This is a genomic window from Pseudoxanthomonas sp. LjRoot127, from assembly GCF_964253495.1.
GTDB lineage: Bacteria > Pseudomonadota > Gammaproteobacteria > Xanthomonadales > Xanthomonadaceae > Pseudoxanthomonas_A.
The window spans coordinates 1,118,770-1,136,003 of sequence record NZ_CAXUQR020000001.1; the positions used below are offsets into that span (position 1 = coordinate 1,118,770).

General features: G+C 69.1%; 13 protein-coding genes. 8 read left to right on the plus strand and 5 right to left on the minus strand.

Going from position 1 to position 17,234, the window contains the following annotated elements; all coding sequences use genetic code 11:
- Positions 1-199: 199 nt before the first annotated feature.
- Positions 200-1,180 carry a LysR substrate-binding domain-containing protein gene (locus ACSQ19_RS05370; RefSeq protein WP_436000489.1) on the minus strand — a complete coding sequence of 327 codons (981 nt, stop codon included), beginning with the start codon at positions 1,178-1,180 and terminating at the stop codon, positions 200-202.
- Positions 1,181-1,467: 287 nt separating this feature from the next.
- On the opposite strand from ACSQ19_RS05370, the gene ACSQ19_RS05375 reads away from it, so the two are divergent.
- The 7 genes from ACSQ19_RS05375 to ACSQ19_RS05405 are packed head-to-tail and all read left to right on the plus strand — an operon-like array spanning position 1,468 to position 9,111.
- Positions 1,468-2,208, plus strand: a complete 741-nt coding sequence (locus ACSQ19_RS05375; protein ID WP_299345916.1) for an SDR family oxidoreductase — start codon at positions 1,468-1,470, stop codon at positions 2,206-2,208.
- A gap of 5 nt (positions 2,209-2,213) precedes the next feature.
- On the plus strand, positions 2,214-2,837 hold the full coding sequence (locus tag ACSQ19_RS05380) for a 2-dehydro-3-deoxy-6-phosphogalactonate aldolase (RefSeq protein ID WP_299345913.1): 624 nt from the start codon (positions 2,214-2,216) through the stop codon (positions 2,835-2,837).
- Entirely contained in the window at positions 2,834-3,985 is a 1,152-nt protein-coding gene (gene dgoD / locus ACSQ19_RS05385; protein ID WP_299345910.1) for a galactonate dehydratase, read from the plus strand. The genes ACSQ19_RS05380 and dgoD overlap by 4 nt, the downstream gene beginning before the upstream one ends.
- Entirely contained in the window at positions 3,963-4,889 is a 927-nt protein-coding gene (locus ACSQ19_RS05390; protein ID WP_299345907.1) for an SMP-30/gluconolactonase/LRE family protein, read from the plus strand. Before dgoD ends, ACSQ19_RS05390 begins: the two co-directional genes overlap by 23 nt.
- Complete coding sequence (locus ACSQ19_RS05395; RefSeq protein WP_436000492.1) at positions 4,886-5,794, plus strand: 2-dehydro-3-deoxygalactonokinase; 909 nt, start codon at positions 4,886-4,888, stop codon at positions 5,792-5,794. Before ACSQ19_RS05390 ends, ACSQ19_RS05395 begins: the two co-directional genes overlap by 4 nt.
- Before the next feature lie 11 nt (positions 5,795-5,805).
- Positions 5,806-7,479 (plus strand): glycoside hydrolase family 43 protein, encoded by a 1,674-nt coding sequence (locus ACSQ19_RS05400; RefSeq protein WP_299345901.1) that lies wholly within the window; start codon positions 5,806-5,808, stop codon positions 7,477-7,479.
- Between the two features lie 21 nt (positions 7,480-7,500).
- Positions 7,501-9,111: a family 43 glycosylhydrolase gene (locus ACSQ19_RS05405; RefSeq protein WP_299345898.1), complete on the plus strand. Its 1,611-nt coding sequence runs from the start codon at positions 7,501-7,503 to the stop codon at positions 9,109-9,111.
- A 3-nt stretch (positions 9,112-9,114) separates the two neighbouring features.
- Here the strand turns inward: ACSQ19_RS05405 and ACSQ19_RS05410 are convergent, their stop codons facing one another.
- Genes ACSQ19_RS05410 through ACSQ19_RS05425 form a run of 4 tightly spaced genes read right to left on the minus strand, consistent with a single transcriptional unit; the run spans position 9,115 to position 14,831 of the window.
- On the minus strand, positions 9,115-11,181 hold the full coding sequence (locus ACSQ19_RS05410; RefSeq protein ID WP_299345896.1) for an FAD-dependent oxidoreductase: 2,067 nt from the start codon (positions 11,179-11,181) through the stop codon (positions 9,115-9,117).
- On the minus strand, positions 11,174-12,487 hold the full coding sequence (locus tag ACSQ19_RS05415; protein ID WP_436000496.1) for an amino acid permease: 1,314 nt from the start codon (positions 12,485-12,487) through the stop codon (positions 11,174-11,176). The genes ACSQ19_RS05410 and ACSQ19_RS05415 overlap by 8 nt, the downstream gene beginning before the upstream one ends.
- Positions 12,488-12,493: 6 nt before the next feature.
- The gene (locus ACSQ19_RS05420; RefSeq protein WP_436000498.1) at positions 12,494-13,783 is read right to left on the minus strand and encodes a Xaa-Pro dipeptidase; all 1,290 of its coding nucleotides are present in this window, start codon (positions 13,781-13,783) and stop codon (positions 12,494-12,496) included.
- Positions 13,776-14,831: an aromatic ring-hydroxylating oxygenase subunit alpha gene (locus ACSQ19_RS05425; RefSeq protein WP_299345887.1), complete on the minus strand. Its 1,056-nt coding sequence runs from the start codon at positions 14,829-14,831 to the stop codon at positions 13,776-13,778. The genes ACSQ19_RS05420 and ACSQ19_RS05425 overlap by 8 nt, the downstream gene beginning before the upstream one ends.
- Before the next feature lie 336 nt (positions 14,832-15,167).
- Here ACSQ19_RS05425 and ACSQ19_RS05430 point away from each other — a divergent pair, with 336 nt between their 5' ends.
- Complete coding sequence (locus tag ACSQ19_RS05430; protein ID WP_299345886.1) at positions 15,168-17,210, plus strand: tetratricopeptide repeat-containing sulfotransferase family protein; 2,043 nt, start codon at positions 15,168-15,170, stop codon at positions 17,208-17,210.
- Positions 17,211-17,234: the final 24 nt, after the last annotated feature.

A 17,234-nucleotide genomic window follows, 5' to 3' on the forward strand; every position in this document is an offset into this window, starting at 1 on the left:
TTCGATCTTTCCCGTGGGGCGCCGCGGCAACGTCGGCCTTGCGACCGATGCCTGGCGCTCACCTGGCGGCCGTGGGACCGCCTTCCTGTGACTGCGCCGGGAGCATAGGCGGCGCTGACATGCCGTACCAATGAAATATTGATCGCCAGCTATACCGAACCCGAATAGGTCTTCAGGTTCAATCGCCGCCGCCGTCGCCTCAAGGCGGCGCCGTGCCCGTCGGGGAGGGTTCCAGGTCGGTATAGAGGCGACGCGCCGTACTCCGGAGGGCGTCCAGCACGCGCTCGGCGCCGGGGGAAAGCAGCTGATCACGCCGGCGGATGATGCCGAAGAACTCCATGCGCACGCCCAGCTCGATCGGCAGCACGCACATCTGCCCGGTCTGCAGGTACGGGCCCACCGATTCGGCCGGCAGTGCGGTCAGCAGGTCGCTGTGCCGCAGCAGGTGGATGATCACCGGCAGCGAGGCGGTTTCCACGATGTTCTGCGGCGGCGGCTGGCCGTGTTCGAGGAACACCGCATCCAGGCGCGACCGCAACACGCTGGCGGCCGGCGGCATGATCCAGCCGTAGTCGGCCAAGTCGGCGTGGGTGATGCGCGGACGCCGGGTCAGCGGATGGCCCGCACGCACGATGACGGCGTGTGGCTCGTCGGCCAGCGGCTCGAAATCCAGCTCGCCCGCGCCTTCGGGGCCCATGATGCGACCGACCACGATGTCGAGCTGGCCATCCAGCAGCTTGGCCACGAGCGGCCGGCTGTAGTCCATCTCGACCCGGATGAGGATGTCGGGGAAATCGCGCTTCACCGCCGCGATGGCCTGCGGCACCAGGGTGGTACCGGGATTCACCACGGTGCCGATCGCGGCCTGGCCCATGCGTCCGCTGCGCAAGGCGACGATCTCGTCGTGGGCACGGCCGATCTCGGACAGGGCCGAGCGTGCCCGGCGGATCAGCACCTGGCCGTACCAGGTCGGCTCCACGCCACGGGCATGGCGCTCGAACAGGGGCACGCCGAGCAGGCTCTCCATCTCCGCCAGCAGCTTGGAGGCGGCGGGCTGGGTCATGTTGGCGGCCTCGGCCGCGCGCAGGACCGAGCGCTGTTCGTACAGGTGCAGCAGCAGGGAAAGATGGCGGGTCTTCAGGCGCGTGGCGCCGAACCAGCCGGTGGTGGGGTGGACCATGGTCGCCTCCGGGGCACGAGCTATTCGTGTGCGGAATAGCCTATGACAAAAATTTCATTTGTCGTACATAGATGCCCACGCGAGGCTATGCCACGCTTCAAGCGCGGGTCGGCGGCCATGCCTGACCGCCCGCGAGGGGCCCCGGGGATGGCCGGCACAGGTCCGCCACGGGACAGCCCCGCATCCGATCACCGCCGGGAGGAGGGCCCCATGGCGACATCGCAATCCGACGGCACGTCGCGTGCCGGCGCCATCGTCGCGTCCACGCCGGACGGAATCCGTCTCCCATGAGCGGCCGCCTGTCCGGCAAGGTCGCGCTGGTCACCGGTGCCGCCAGCGGCATCGGCGCGGCCACGGCGCAGCTGTTCGCACGCGAGGGCGCCACCGTGGTCGGCCTCGACAAGCAGGCCGTGCCCATCGCCGATGACGGCGTGCAGCACCGCATCGCCGACATCACCGATGCCGGCGCGATGGACGCGGCCGTGCAGGCGGTGCTCGCGGCGCATGGCCGCATCGATGTGCTGGTCAACAATGCCGGTGCGGATGTGTTCTCCGATCCGCTCACCCTGTCCGACGAGAATTGGGAGCGCTGCCTGTCGCTCAACCTCAAGGGCGCCTGGCATCTTTGCCGTGCCGTGCTGCCCGCGATGCAGGTGCAGGGCGCGGGCAGCATCGTCAACATCGCCTCGGTGCATGGCCACAAGATCATCGCGGGCTGCTTCCCGTATCCGGTCGCGAAGCACGGGCTGATCGGCCTGACCCGCGCGCTCGGCATCGAGTACGCCGCGCGCGGGATCCGGGTGAACTCGATTTCGCCCGGCCTTATCCTCGTGCCGCGCATCGAAGCGTGGTTCGAGCGCGAGCCCGGAACGCGCGAGAAGCAGGCGGCACTGCTGCCGCCCGGGCGCATCGGCACGCCCGAGGAAGTGGCGTTCACCGCGCTGTTCCTCGCCAGCGACGAAGCGCGCTTCATCAACGCCACCGACATCACCATCGATGGCGGCCGTTCGCAGGTCTACCACGACTGATCCGCATGGACGCGCCCACCCTTCCCTTCGCCCTGCCGCTGATCGCGATCCTGCGCGGCATCACGCCGGCCGACGTGCCCGCACACGTGGGCGCGCTGGTGGAAGAAGGCTACGACGCGATCGAGATCCCGACCAATTCGCCGGACTGGGCGCGCAGCGTGCGCATCGCCGTCGATGCGTTCGGCGATCACGCATGGATCGGTGCGGGCACCGTGCTGACGACGGTGGATGCGGATGCATTGCTCGCTGCCGGTGGACGCCTGATGGTCACGCCGAACACGCGCCCGCCGGTGATCCGCCACGCAGTCGAGCGCGGCCTGCAGGTCGCCGCCGGTGTCGCCACGGCGAGCGAAGCCTTCGACGCGCTCGATGCCGGCGCGCAGATGCTCAAGCTGTTCCCCGCATCCATCTACGGACCGGCGATGGTGCGCGCCCTGCGCAGCGTGCTGCCGCCGGTTCCCCTATTCGCCGTCGGTGGCGTCACGCCCGACACCCTCTCCGGCTACCTCTCAGCCGGCTGTCAGGGCGCCGGCATCGGCGGCGAACTTTACAAGCCCGGCCAGCCGGTCGAGCGCACGTGCGAGTACGCGCGTCGCTTCCGCCAGGCCTACCTGGACCACGCCGCATGAAGATCGTCCGCGTCAGCACCTTCCACGCCGCACCACGCTGGCTCTTCCTCAAGGTGGAGACCGACGAGGGCGTGACCGGCTGGGGCGAGCCGGTCATCGAAGGGCGCGCCAGCACCGTGGAAGCGGCGGTGCACGAACTGGCGGACTATCTCGTCGGCCAGGATCCTGCGCGCATCAATGATCTGTGGCAGGTGCTGTATCGCGGCGGCTTCTATCGCGGCGGCGCCATCCTGATGAGCGCGATCGCCGGCATCGACCAGGCCCTATGGGACATCAAGGGCAAGGCGCTCGGCGTGCCCGTCTACCAGCTGCTCGGCGGACGCGTGCGCGACCGCATGAAGACCTATCGCTGGGTGGGCGGCGACCGCCCTGCCGACATCGTCGCGCAGATGCAGCGCTACCAGGCGCAGGGCTTCGACACGTTCAAGTTCAACGGCACCGAGGAACTGAAGCTCATCGACAGCCCTCGCGCGATCGACGCGGCGGTGGCCAAGGTCGCGGCGATCCGCGACGCGATGGGCGACCGCGTCGATTTCGGCATCGACTTCCATGGCCGTGTCAGCGCGCCGATGGCGCGCGTGCTGCTGCGCGAACTGGCGCCGTTCAAGCCGCTGTTCGTCGAAGAGCCGGTGTTGCCCGAACAGTGGGAGTACTACCGCCCGTTGTCCGATGCGACCTCGATCCCGCTCGCCGCCGGCGAACGCATGTATTCGCGCGCCGAGTTCAAGCCGGTCCTCGCGGCCGGCGGCCTGGCGATCCTGCAGCCCGACCTGTCGCACGCCGGCGGCATCACCGAGTGCGTGAAGATCGCGGCGATGGCCGAGGCGCACGACGTGGCGCTGGCGCCGCACTGCCCGCTGGGCCCGGTCGCGCTGGCCGCGTGCCTGCAGGTGGACTTCGTGTCGCACAACGCGATGCTGCAGGAGCAGAGCATCGGCATCCACTACAACACCGGCGCGGACCTGCTGGACTACGTGCTCAACAAAGAGGATTTCCGCTGCGACGACACCGGCAGCATCGCCGCACTGCCCAGGCCCGGCCTGGGCGTGGAGATCGACGAGGACCGTCTGGTGGAAGCGCACCGGCAGCCGCCGCGCTGGCGCAACCCGTTGTGGCGGCATGCCGATGGCAGCGTGGCCGAGTGGTGATGCCGTGACGACGGCGCTGGCGACCCTGGCCGTCGACAGCCGCTGCGCGCTGGGCGAAGGCATCCTGTGGTGCGACCGCCGTCGCGTGCTGTACTGGACCGACATCCTCGCCGCCGAACTGTGGCGGCACGATCCCGACAGTGGCCACACGCATACGTGGTCGCTCCCCTCGCCGCTCGGTTGCCTCGCACTCGGCGAGGATGGGCGCCTGCTGCTGGGCCTGGCGAAGGGGCTCTACGCGAGCGATGTGGAAGCGCAGCTGTCCTCGCGCGACCTCGCCCTGGAGAAACTGGCCGATGTCGAGGCCGGCGACCCGATGACCCGCATCAACGACGGCCGCGTGGATCGTGAAAGCGGCTTCGTGTTCGGGACCAAGAGCGAACACGCCGATCTGCGTCCGGCGGGCCGCTTCTACCAGTACACCGCGACGCACGGATTGCGTGAACTGGCCTTGCCGCACGCCGCCATCCCGAATTCGATCTGCTTCGACGCCACCGGCACGCGGATGTACTTCTGCGATTCGGTGACGCCGCGGATCCTGCAGTGCCGTTACGACGCCGCGACCGCAACCGTGTCCGACATCGCGGTGTTCGTCGACCTCGACCTGCCCGGCGCGGAACCCGACGGTTCCATCATCGACGCCGAAGGCGCGTTGTGGAACGCACAGTGGGGCGCAGGACGCGTGGTGCGCTACCTCCCGGATGGCCGCATCGACCGGATCGTGCGCGTGCCGGCGCCGCAGCCTTCGTGTTGCGTGTTGCACGAGGACACGCTGTACGTGACCAGCGCACGCGTCGGACTCGACGCCGCCGCGCTCGCCGCTTCGCCGTTGTCGGGCGGCGTGTTCGCGCATCGCACCGGGCGCGCGCTGGCGCGCGGCGTGGACCGGGTGCGCCTGCCATGATCGCCGTCGACTGGGGTGCCAGCAGCCTGCGCCTGTACCGGATGGCCGACGACGGCCAGGTCCGCGAACGCCGCCGCAGCGACCAGGGCGTGCTGGCGTGCGCGGGCCGTTTCGGCGACGTGCTCGCGCAGGAAATCGCCGGCTGGGACGACACCGACATCCTGCTGTGCGGCATGGTGGGCGGACGCGGCGGCTGGCACGAGATGCCGTACCTGTCCTGCCCGGCCGGCAACCATGCGCTGGCGCTCGGCATGCAGCGTTTCCATCCGCCGGGCTTCGATGGCCGCGCGCTATGGCTGGTGCCTGGCCTGCGCGACAGCGACTCGGACAGCGTGCCAGACGTCATGCGTGGCGAAGAGACGCAACTCGCCGCATTGCTCGATGCCCTGCCCGGCGGAACGCACGTCGTCTGCCTGCCCGGCACCCACAGCAAGTGGGTCACGGTGCGCGACGGCCAGGTGCACCGCATCGCCACCGCGATGACCGGCGAACTCTTCGCGCTGTTGCGCCAGCACAGCATCCTCGGCCGGTTGATGCCCGCCGGCGACGTGCGCTTCGATGGTTACGCATTCGATGCCGGGCTGAAGCGCAGCGCCGACGCCGGTGGCCTGCTGCACCACCTGTTCGGCGTGCGCACGACGGGCCTGTTCCAGCAATTCGCCGAACCGGCGCTACCTTCGTATCTCTCCGGCCTACTGATCGGCCACGAGTTGCGCGCATCGGGCTTGCTCTCGCATGCGCCGCGCCCGGCGCAGGTGCACCTGATCGGCAACGACCGCCTGCTGGCCTCCTACGCGCACGCACTGACGACGCTGGGCGTCGGCGTGCAGCGCCATCCCGAAGACCTGTCCGCGCGCGGCCTGCATGCGCTGTGGGCACGGCGGACCGCGACCGCCCCCTACTAGAGGAAGACCGGATGCTGAAGCACTGCGCATGGATCCTGGCGGCATCGTTGATGATCGGTCCCGCATGGGCGGGCGATGCGGTCTTCAGCGACGTGCGCTACCACGGCGACGATGGGGGTCCAACGGTGGGCGCGGACGAGTACCGCAATCCGGTCGTCGCGGGCTTCTACCCCGACCCGTCCGCTATCCGCGTCGGCGACGATTTCTACCTGGTGAATTCCACGTTCGGTTACTTCCCCGGCCTGCCAGTCTTCCACAGCACCGACCTGGTGTCGTGGACCCAGGTGGGCAACGCGATCCATCGCCCCGGACAGATCAACTACGGCGAGAAGGAAGAACTGACCCGCGGCCTGTTCGCCGCCACCCTCGCCCACCACGACGGCATGTTCTACATCGCCAACACCTGCTTCTACTGCGATCGCGGCAACTTCGTGGTGACGGCCAGGAGTCCTGCGGGCCCGTGGTCGGACCCGATCTGGCTCGGCGTCACCGGCATCGATCCGTCGCTGTTCTTCGACGACGACGGCAGCGCGTGGGTGGTCCACAACGATGTCCCCGATGGAAAGCTCCGCTACGACGGCCATCGCGCCATCTGGCTGCAGCGTTTCGACTTCGGCAGGCGCGAACGGGTCGGCAAGCGCCTCCTGCTGGTGGACGGCGGCGCCGATCCCGCGGCGAATCCCGAGCACATCGAAGGCCCCCACGTCTTCAAGCACAACGGCTGGTACTACCTGACCGCGGCCGAGGGCGGCACCGGTGAGCAGCACGCGCAGATGGTATGGCGCAGCCGCGCGCTCACCGGCCCGTATCAACCCTCGCCGTCGAATCCCGCGTTGACCCAGCGCGACCTCGACCCGAAGCGCGCCGATCCGGTGACGTCCACCGGCCACGCGCAGTTCGTGAAGCTCAAGGACGGCACGTGGTGGGCGGTGTTCCTCGCCACCCGTCCGTACCGCGGCAACCAGTACAACCTCGGCCGCGAAACCTTCCTGCTGCCGGTGACGTGGAAGGACGGCTGGCCGGTGGTCCTGCCCCGCGGCGAACGCGTGCCGATGGTCGCGAAGCGCCCGGACCTGCCACGCAATGCGCAACCGTTACCCACGAGCGGGCCGATGACGTGGACCGAGCGCTTCGACGCGCCCGCGCTGCCGCTGTCGTGGATGACCCTGCATCCGCCGCAGAGCCGCTGGTACACCACCGGCGCGCACGGCCTGACGATCACGCCGGGCACGATGCCGCTGGGCGCCTTCGGCACGGTGCCGGGCCAGCCGTCGTACATCGCCCACCGCGTGCAGCATCACGCGGCCACGCTGGACACCACGCTCGCCTCGTTCGAGCCCGCCGTCGGTGAACTGGCAGGACTCGTGCTGCTGCAGAATGAGTACGGTCACTACGTGCTCGGCGTCGAACGCGATGCGCGCGGACTGGCGGTGTCGCTGTACCGGCGCAGCGGCCACGAGGACGGGAAGGAAGGCGACCGCCTGGCGCGCATTCCGCTGGACGAAGGACACGGCCCCGTGTCGCTGCGCTTCCGCGTCGATGGCCCGCGCCTGGACGCGTCGTACTCGCTGACCGCTGGCGACTGGAAGAGCGTCGCCACTGGCCTGGACGCCAGCCTGCTGAGCGTGGAGACGGCGGGTGGCTTCATCGGCAATACGTTCGGCCTCTACGCCGTGCGTCGCTGACCGCGAGATCACGGAGTCCGCATGCCTGGCACCTCGCGTCGCGCACTGTTCAAGGCCGGACTCGCCGGCCTGGCCACCTGGCCGTTGTCGTCGCGCGTGGCGGCGGCCACACCGTGCGCGCCGGCGCCGCCGGCGCACGTCACCGGCGTCGAAGGCCAGCGCAAGGCCGACCTCGGCAACGGCACCTATCTCAATCCCATCGTCGCCGGCGATCGTCCCGACCCCACGATCCTCAAGGACGGCGACGACTACTACATGACGTTCTCGTCGTTCGACGCCTATCCCGGCCTGGTGATCTGGCACTCGACCGACCTCGTCACCTGGACGCCGCTCGGCCCTGCGCTGCGCACGCACGTGGGGACGGTGTGGGCCGTCGATCTCTGCAAGCATGGCGACCGCTACTTCATCTACCTGCCGGCACTGGCGAAAGACGAGGCGTGGAAGATCCACGCGATCTGGGCCGACGACATCCGCGGACCGTGGAGCGAACCGGTGGACCTGCACATCGATGGCTGCATCGATCCGGGCCACGCGGTCGGCGAAGACGGACGCCGTTACCTGTTCGTCAACGGCATCCGCAAGGTGCGCCTCACCGACAACGGCCTGGCGACCGACGGCGCGCTCGAAACCGCCTACCAGCCCTGGCGTTATCCGGAAGACTGGATCACCGAAAACTTCGCGCCCGAAGGCCCCAAGCTGACGCGACGTGGCGACTGGTTCTACCTGGTCACCGCCGTCGGCGGCACCGCCGGCCCGATCACCGGCCACATGGTGATCGCCGCGCGTTCGCGTTCGATCCACGGACCGTGGGAACACTGCCCGCACAATCCGCTGGTGCGCACGCTGGGCGATGCGGAGCCCTGGTGGTCGCGCGGCCACGCGACGCTGGTCGATGGACCGGCCGGCGACAGCTGGATGGTCTACCACGGCTACGAGAACGGCTATCGCACGCTCGGCCGGCAGACGCTGCTCGAGCCGATCGAGTGGACGGACGATGGCTGGTTCCGTGCGCGCGGCGGCGATCTTTCGGCGCCGTTGCCGGTGCCGCGCGGCGGCAAGGCGGGGATCGCCGGCGTCGCGCTGTCGGACGATTTCTCGAGCGATCGCCTCGGTACGCAGTGGGCCTTCCACGCGCCGCGACCGGACGAGATGCGGCGCGTGCGTTACGGCAGGAAATCCCTCCGCCTCGCCGGCGCAGGCCGGTCGCCTGCGGACGGCAGTCCCCTGGCGTGCATTGTCGGCGACCGTGCCTACCAGGCCGAGGTCACGCTGACCCTGGTCGATGGCGGCGAAGGCGGCCTGCTGCTGTTCTACAACCCGAAGGCCTTCGTCGGCCTGGGCTTCGCGGCTGACGGGCTGCGCGTGTTCCAGTATGCGGAGGAGCAGACGTGGGCGCGGCAAGCGATGCCGACGCGGCGCGTGCGCCTCCGCCTGACCTACGACCACCACGTGGTGACCTGGCACCACTCGCACGACGACGGCCGCACCTGGACGCGGCTGGACACGCGGATGGAAGTGTCCGGCCTGCACCACAATGTGTTCGGCGGCTTCCTCAGCCTGCGCGTCGCGTTGTACAGCGCCGGCCCGGGCGCGGTGGAGTTCAGCGACTTCCGCTACCGCGCGCTCGCCTGAGCATCACGCCATCGGCGTGTCGTGATGGAAGTGCCGCTTGAACGGCACCTCGCCGTCGCGCGGCGCGTCCAGTTCCTGCGCATATCGATGGCCGGCGTACACCGCGTGCGCGATCAGCCCCGGCGCCAGCGCATCGCCGATGCAGGCCACGCTGCGGATGCCAGCATCCGCCCATTCCGGCTCGCGTCCCTTCAACGCCTGATAGAGCGCATCGTCGGGCAGGCGGGCCGTGACCACCACGACCGCGTCGCAGTCGAGCGAAGAGGCCGCGCCGCTCCATGCGTGCTCCAGCGCAAGCGTGGTTCCCGTATAGCCGGTGACCAGGTGCGATACGCACTGCACGACGCCCAGCTCGGCCATGCGCCACTGGATGTGGCGGTAGTCCAGCGTGTTCGCGCTCCACGAGGCGATGGTGTCGTCCGGGGTGAGGTACGTGACTTCGCAACCGCGCAGGCGCAGCGCCTCGGCGACGACGCTGGCGGTGTAGAAGTAGTCGTCGTCGTACACCACCACGCGGCCCTCGGGCCAGCGTCCGTCCATCAGGTCGTCCGGCGTGAAGACACGCGCGTTGTCGGCGAAGTCGGCGATGCCCAGCCCGTGGCTGCGCCCGAATCCGTCACGCCGCCAGTGGCACCCCGTGGCGATGACGACGTGGTCTGCACCGAAGTCGAGCACATCCTGGTCCGTCAGCGCGGAGTCGAGGTAGGTGCTGACGTTCGCCAGCTTGCCGATCTGCCCGAGCCGCCAGTCGCGCACGCGCGCCCATTCGGCCAGCCCCGGCAGGCGCGCCTCGCGCGTGACCCGCCCGCCCAGTTCGCGCCGCGCGTCGGCCAGGTGCACCTCGTAGCCGCGCTGGCCCAGCGCACGGGCGGCTTCCAGGCCGGCAGGCCCGCCGCCGACCACCAGCACGCGCGCTTCGCTCGCCTTCGGCGCGATCCGTTCCGGATGCCAGCCCTTGCGCCATTCCTCGCCCATGCTGGGGTTCTGCGTGCAGCGGATCGGCGAGATCGTCATGTCGCCGGAGACGCAGATGTTGCAGCCGATGCATTCGCGGATGTCGTCGACGCGGCCTTCTTCGATCTTGCGCGGCAGGTACGGGTCGGCGATCGAGGGCCGCGCGGCGCCGATCAGGTCGATCACGCCCCGCCGTATCTGCGAGACCATCGTGTCGGGCGACGTGAAACGGCCCACGCCGACCACCGGCTTGGTCGTTGCCTTGCGGACGAAATCGATGAAGGGTTCCTGCGCGCCTTCGCGGGCGAAGCGCGAGGGCACCGAATCGTTGTACCAGGCCGCTACATTGACGTCCCACAGGTCGGGAAGCTCGGCCAGCATTCCGACGATGTCCTGCGCCTCGGCCAGTTCCACACCGCCCGGCCCCAGCAGCTCCTCGCTAGCAAAGCGCAGCGCGACGGCGCAGCGATGTCCGACCGCCTCGCGCGTGTCCTGCAAAACTTCGCGCAGCAGGCGGATGCGGTTCTCCAGCGAGCCGCCATAGGCATCGGTGCGCTGGTTGCGGCGACGCTGCAGGAAATGCATCGGCAGCGACAGGTCGTGCGCGGCGTAGACATAGATGATGTCCATGCCCGCCTTCATGCCGCGCACCGCCGCCTCGCGGTGCCAGCGACGGTACTCGGCGATGTCGTGCAGGTCCATCGCGCGGGCCTGCGAGGGATAGCCGTACTTGGAGGGCTGGTGCGACGGCGCCAGCAGCACTTCGCGCGAGTACAGGTTGGAGGCGGTCGGTCCGTTGTGCGACAGCTCCAGCGCGGCCAGCGCGCCGTGCGCATGCACCTTGTCGCACATCAGCGCGAGCGCGGGAATGTCGCGGTCGTCCCACAGACGTGCTTCGACGTAAGGCGTGAGATCGCTGCTGGGATGGATCTCGCACTCTTCCGTCGAGATCACGCTCCAGCCGCCCTCGGCCTTCACTTCGCGCATGGCCGCGTGCGCCAGCGGCATGGCATGGCCCATGCCGTTGCAGTGCGGCACCTGGAAGAAACGGTTCCTGGTCGTCACCGGGCCGATGCGCACCGGCTCGAACAGGATGTCGTAGCGCGGATCACGCATGCGGCACCGCGTTGCCTGGGCGACGGCGCAGGAAGAAGTACAGCGGCAGGCCGGCGATCATCAACGCCAGCGCCAGCCAGAAGGGCTGCGCGCCCATGCCGATGAAGGCAAACACGGTGTACGCCGCGCCGATGATGGCAGCGACCAGCAGGTCGCGTCCCGCATCGCGCTGGCCACGCCACCAGAGCACGCCCAATGCAAGCGAGCACCCCAGGTACAGCGGCAGGTTGGCCGCCGTCACCACGGTGCTGAGGAAGGTGAAGCCCGCCACCGCGGATTCGCTGTAGTTCATCAGCACCATCGCGCTCGCGAGCAGGGCTGTCAGCACCAGGGCGCCGATGGGCGCGCCGAAGCGATTGGTCCGCGCGAATACCTTCGGCATCGTGCCGTTGTCGGCCATCGTGCGCATCATCTCGCCGCTCAACAGCGTCCAGCCGTTCAAGGCGCCCAGGCCGCTGACGACGACGAACAACGCGATCCACCGCCCGGTTCCCTCGCCGGCGAAACGCTCCATCACCAGCGCGAACGGTGCGCTCGACTGCGCGAGTTCGGCATGCGGCAGCAGCAGCAACGGCACGGCGGACACCACGAGATAGATCGCCGCGGTGATGCCGGTGCCGGTCATCGTCGCGCGCGGGATGGTGCGCCCGGGGTCCTCTACCTTCGCGGCGGGAATCGTCGCCGATTCGATGCCCAGCATCGCGAACAATGCCAGCGTCGACGCCGCCATCGCATCGCCGAGGCTGGTCGGTTTGGCCGGCGGATGCGCGCCGAACGACGCGGGGGATTCGAGCAGGGTCCATGCGCCGAGCACCGCGACGGCCAGCATCGGCACCAGCTTCATCACCGTGGTCACCACCTGCACGCGGCCGCCACTGCGCACGCCCAACAGGTTGATGCCCACGAACAGCCACAGCACGCCCAGGCACACCACGGCCGGCTGCACCCGCGCCAGCGGCGGGAAGATCGCGGCGGCATAGCCCGCCACGCCCGTGACCAGGGCCGCGAGGGTGATCCAGTTCGATACCCAGTACGACCACAGCACCGCATACGCCGGCAGATCGCCCAGCGTGTGCCGCACGTAACCGTAAGGTCCGTCCGCGCCCGGCAGCAGGCGCGCCAGCCTTGCGAACACGCGCGCCAGCGCGAGGCAACCCAGCACCGTGATGCCCCAGCCCAGCAGCGCGTTGTAGCCGAACGGTGCCAGCGAGGCGGGCAGCACGAAGATGCCCATGCCGATGGTGTTGCCCACCACCAGCGCGGTGCACGTCCAGAAGCCGATCTTCCTGCGGTCGTGTGACGGCATGGGCGGTTAGTCCCGCGCCACCGGCACGCCACCCTTCACCACGCCGCGCACCTGCTGCAGGCAGGCGATGTCGGCCAGCGGATCGCAGGCCAGGGCGACGAGATCGGCAAGCTTGCCCGGCGTGATCGAGCCCAGTTCCTTTTCCTTGCGCAGCAGCCGCGCCGACTCCAGCGTCGCCGCGCGGATGGCCTGCAGCGGGGTCATGCCGTAGCGGACCATATAGGCGAACTGGTGCGCATTGTCGCCATGCGGATACACGCCGCTGTCCGTGCCGTAGGCGATGTTGACGCCCGCGGCGACAGCCTTGCGGAAGCCCTCGCGCTGCGCCTCGGTCGTGTCCAGGTTCTTGCGCAGGATTTCCGCGGACCAGCCGTCGCGCCGGCCCACCGTATCGATGTAGTCGCCGTTGTAGATGTCGGCGACCAGGAAGGTGCCGTCCTGCTTCATCAGTGCGATGGCCTCGTCGTCCATCAGCGAGCCATGCTCGATCGACCGCACGCCGGCACGTACGGCGCGCTTGATGCCTTCCGCACCGTGTGCGTGGGCCGCGACGAAACTGCCGCGACGCCCGGCCTCTTCCACCGCTGCGCGGATCTCGGCCTCGGTGTACTCGGATTGTCCCGGCTCGGTGCCGTCGGCAAGCACGGCGCTCGTGGCGATCAACTTGATGAAGTCGGCGCCCGCGTCGAGGATCTCGTTCACCCGTTGGCGCACCTCCGCTTCGCTGTCCGCGACGCCACGGCGGAAGATCGCCGGCAGCTCCGTCCCCGCAGGCAATCCGGTGATCTCGCCGCCGCCCCCGGTGACCGTGACGTAGGTGCCGGCAACGAACATGCGCGGCCCGGGCACGAGGCCGGCGTTGATCGCATCGCGCAATTGCACGTCGGCGAAACCGCGATAGACCCCGACATCCCGCACCGTGGTGAAGCCGGCCTGCAGGGTCGCCCGCGCATTGCGCGCGCCGATGAAGGCATCGCGCGCGGCATTGCTCCTCAGCGGTGTCGCGGGATCGCCATAGGGCCCTTCGTCGGCCAGGTGCGTGTGCATGTCCATCAGGCCGGGCACGACGGTCAGCGCGGACCAGTCGAGGACCCGAACGCGGGGATCCACGCCTTTCGTGGGCGGCGCGATCGACACGATGCGTCCGTCGCGCACCAGTATGTCGTGCCCCTCGAGCATCCGGCCCGTTTCAACGTCGAGCACGCGGCCGGCCTGGATCAGCAGGTCCTGCGCGCCAGCGGGCGAGGCGATGAAGGCAAGCGAGAACAGGAGTGCGGGCAGTAACCGGTCACGCATCGCCATACGCCGCCCTCAACAGATTGTGGAAATGCCACACGCCGCTCTCGCGCTTGGGGCACAACCGGCCCGCCTCGTAGAAGCCCGACGCCAGGCCCTGCTGTACCGCTTCGCAGATGCGGATGTCCTCGTCCTGAACTTCGTCGCTGAAGGCCTGGTCGTTGGCGATGCGCGCCAGCGCGGCATCGTCCTGCGCGTAGTAGTAATCGAACTCCACGCGGCAGCGGTCCGGCCCGAGTGGCAGGATGCGATTGGTCTGCAGTCGCCCCGGCATGATGTTGAGCATCACGTTCGGGTAGACGAAGTAGTAGAACGCGTCGCCATCGCCATAGATGTCGCCGCTGTTGCGCAGCGGAGAATGCTGCAGCGAATGCCAGGGGAACAGTTCGGTGTCGTAGGCGCGGTAGTCGAGCACCTTCGACAGCCCAGGATGCACGTGCGGCAGGTGGTAGCCCTCGAGGAAGTTGTCCACGTAGACCTTCCAGTTGCACGCGATGTCGTAGCTGTCGCGGCGGTGGAACTGCATCGCAGCCAGGTCGATCGGTGTGATGCGCCCGGCGATGCCGGCGTAGACCTCTTCGAACGGCGGCACGTCCTCGTGCAGCGCGACGAACACCAGCCCCTGCCAGGCGTGCACGCGCAGCGGCGGCAGGTGGATGTCCTTGACGTCGAAATCCGCGGCGCCCTGCATTTCGGGCGCGCTGCGCAGCTGGCCTTCCAGCGTGTACGTCCAGCCGTGGTACTTGCAGTGCAGCGCGCGTGCGCCCTTGCCGTTGCACAGCGCCAGCGGGCCGGCGCGATGCCGGCACACATTGGGGAAAGCGCGCAGCACGCCATCCTGCCCGCGCACCACCAGCACCGGTACATCGCCGATCCGCTCCACCACGTGGTCGCCCGGCTCGGCGAGCTGCCCCTGGTGGGCGACCAGTTGCCAGCTGCGTTGGAACACGGCGGCCTGCTCCATCGCCAGCATCGCCTCTCCGGCGTAGTAGCGGGCGGGCAGCGCCCGGGCACGGTCGAGCGACAAGGGAGGGGCGGTATCCGGCATGGCGTTCCCGTCGGGAGGTGGCGCCCGACCATGCAGCCGCCGGGCATGCGCCAAGCCTAAGCGGTGTACGGGGGTCCGGCACAGCCCCTTGCCGCACCATCATGTACCTCCCTCCGCAACGCTCGCACCCTCACGGTGCGGACGGGAAGGGTGAAAGTCGGATTACTTTTTGCGAAGCAAAAAAGCGTGCGTCACGGCGGCTTCCCGCTCTATCCAGCGCCCCCAGTTCGCCTATAGATTGGAGGCGAGGGATACGCCACCACACCGGGATACCCGATTGGCTCGACCGATGGCCGACTGCGCACGCTTCACCGTCCTGCTGCACGGAGACGGTGCATGAACGCGGTCGCCAGCCCGAGCGGCACGCTGCAGACCGCGCTGGACCACGCGCGCCGCCTGCTGGCCACCGACCCCGCGATGGCCGCCCAGCAGGCCGACGAGATCATCCGCGTGGTCGGGCGCCACCCGATGGCGCTGCTGGTGCTCGCCGCCTCGCACCGGGTGCGCGGCCAGTGGAGCCACGCGTTCGACGTGCTGGAACCGCTGGTCCGCGAACACCCGCAGTGGCCGCTGGCCCATCTAGAACACGGCCTGGCGCTGGGCCGTGCCGGACGCGGTGGCGAAGCCGTTCCCGCACTGCGACGCGCGCTGGCGTTGAAGCCCGACTTGCCGCAGGCCTGGCGCGAGCTTGGCGACCACCTTGCCGCGATGGGCGACACCGAGGGTGCGGCCGGGGCCTACCTGCAGCACACGCGCCACTCCACGCGCGACCCCGACCTGATGCAGGCCGCCGCCGCGCTCGCCGACAACCGCATTCCCGAGGCCGAGGCGCTGTTGCGCGCGCGCCTGAAGCGCACGCCCACCGACGTCGCCGCGATCCGCATGCTGGCCGAAGTCGCCGCGCGCGTCGGGCGTATCGAAGATGCCGAAGCTTTGCTCGCGCGATGCCTGGAGCTCGCGCCCGACTTCCATGCCGCGCGGCAGAACCATGCGCTGGTGCTGCATCGTGCCAACCGTACGCAGGAGGCGCTGCAGGCCATCGATGCGCTGCTGGCGCACGACCCCGACAACCCCGCGCACCTCAACCTCAAGGCGGTGGTCCTGTGCCGCGTGGGCGACTACGAACCCGCGCTTGCGCTGTACGAGCGCGTGCTGGCGTCCTACCCGGACCAGGCCAGGATCTGGATGAGCTACGGCCACGCGCTGAAGACGGCCGGCCACACGGCACGCGCGATCGAGGCGTATCGACAGGCGTTGGCGCTGGAACCGGGTGCCGGCGAGGTGTGGTGGAGCCTGGCCAACCTGAAGACCTTCCGCTTCAGCGGCGAAGACCTGGCCGCGATGCGTGCGCAGCACGCGCGCACCGACCTGGGCGACGACGACCGGCTGCACCTGGACTTCGCATTGGGCAAGGCCCTGGAGGATGCCGGCGAGCATGCCGCATCGTTCGTGCACTACCGCGACGGCAACGCGCTTCGCCGCACGCAGCTGGACTACGACGCCGACGACACGCAGGCACGGGTCGCGCGGCTGAAAGCGTCGCACACGACCGCCTTTTTCGCCGCGCGGGCAGGCCAGGGCTGCACCGCGCCCGACCCGGTCTTCATCGTCGGCATGCCGCGTGCGGGCTCGACGCTGCTCGAACAGATCCTGTCCAGCCATTCGGCCGTGGAAGGCACGATGGAACTGCCCGACATCACCTCCATCACCCGCGACCTGCGCGAGCAGGCGCGGGCAGGCGGTGCGGACACGTACCACGACCTGCTGGCGACGCTCGACGGCGACGCATTGCGGGCGCTGGGCCAGCGCTACCTCGACGCGACCCGCATCCACCGGAAATCGAGCCGTCCGTTCTTCATCGACAAGATGCCGAACAACTTCGCCCATACCGGCCTGATCCACCTGATGCTGCCGAACGCGAAGATCATCGACGCACGCCGGCATCCGCTGGCCTGCTGCTTCTCCGGCTACAAGCAGCATTTCGCGCGCGGCCAGGGCTTCAGCTATGCGCTGGAGGACATCGGTCGCTACTACCGCGACTACGTGGCCCTGATGGCGCACTACGACACCGTCCTGCCCGGCCGCGTGCACCGGGTGATCTACGAACAGCTGGTGGACGACACCGAGGCCGAGGTGCGCCGCCTGCTGGACTACTGCGGGCTGCCGTTCGAGGACGGCTGCCTGCGCTTTTTCGAGAACGCGCGGCCCGTCAGGACCGCCAGTTCCGAACAGGTCCGCCAGCCGATCTACCGCGAAGGCGTGGATCACTGGCGGCATTACGAACCGTGGCTGGAGCCGTTGAAGAACGCCTTGGGGCCTGTGTTGGGCGCCTATCCGGCGGTTCCGGATTCCACGGAGGGCAGTTCCATCCCCGATTGACCGTCATCACTGGAGAGAGGTGAG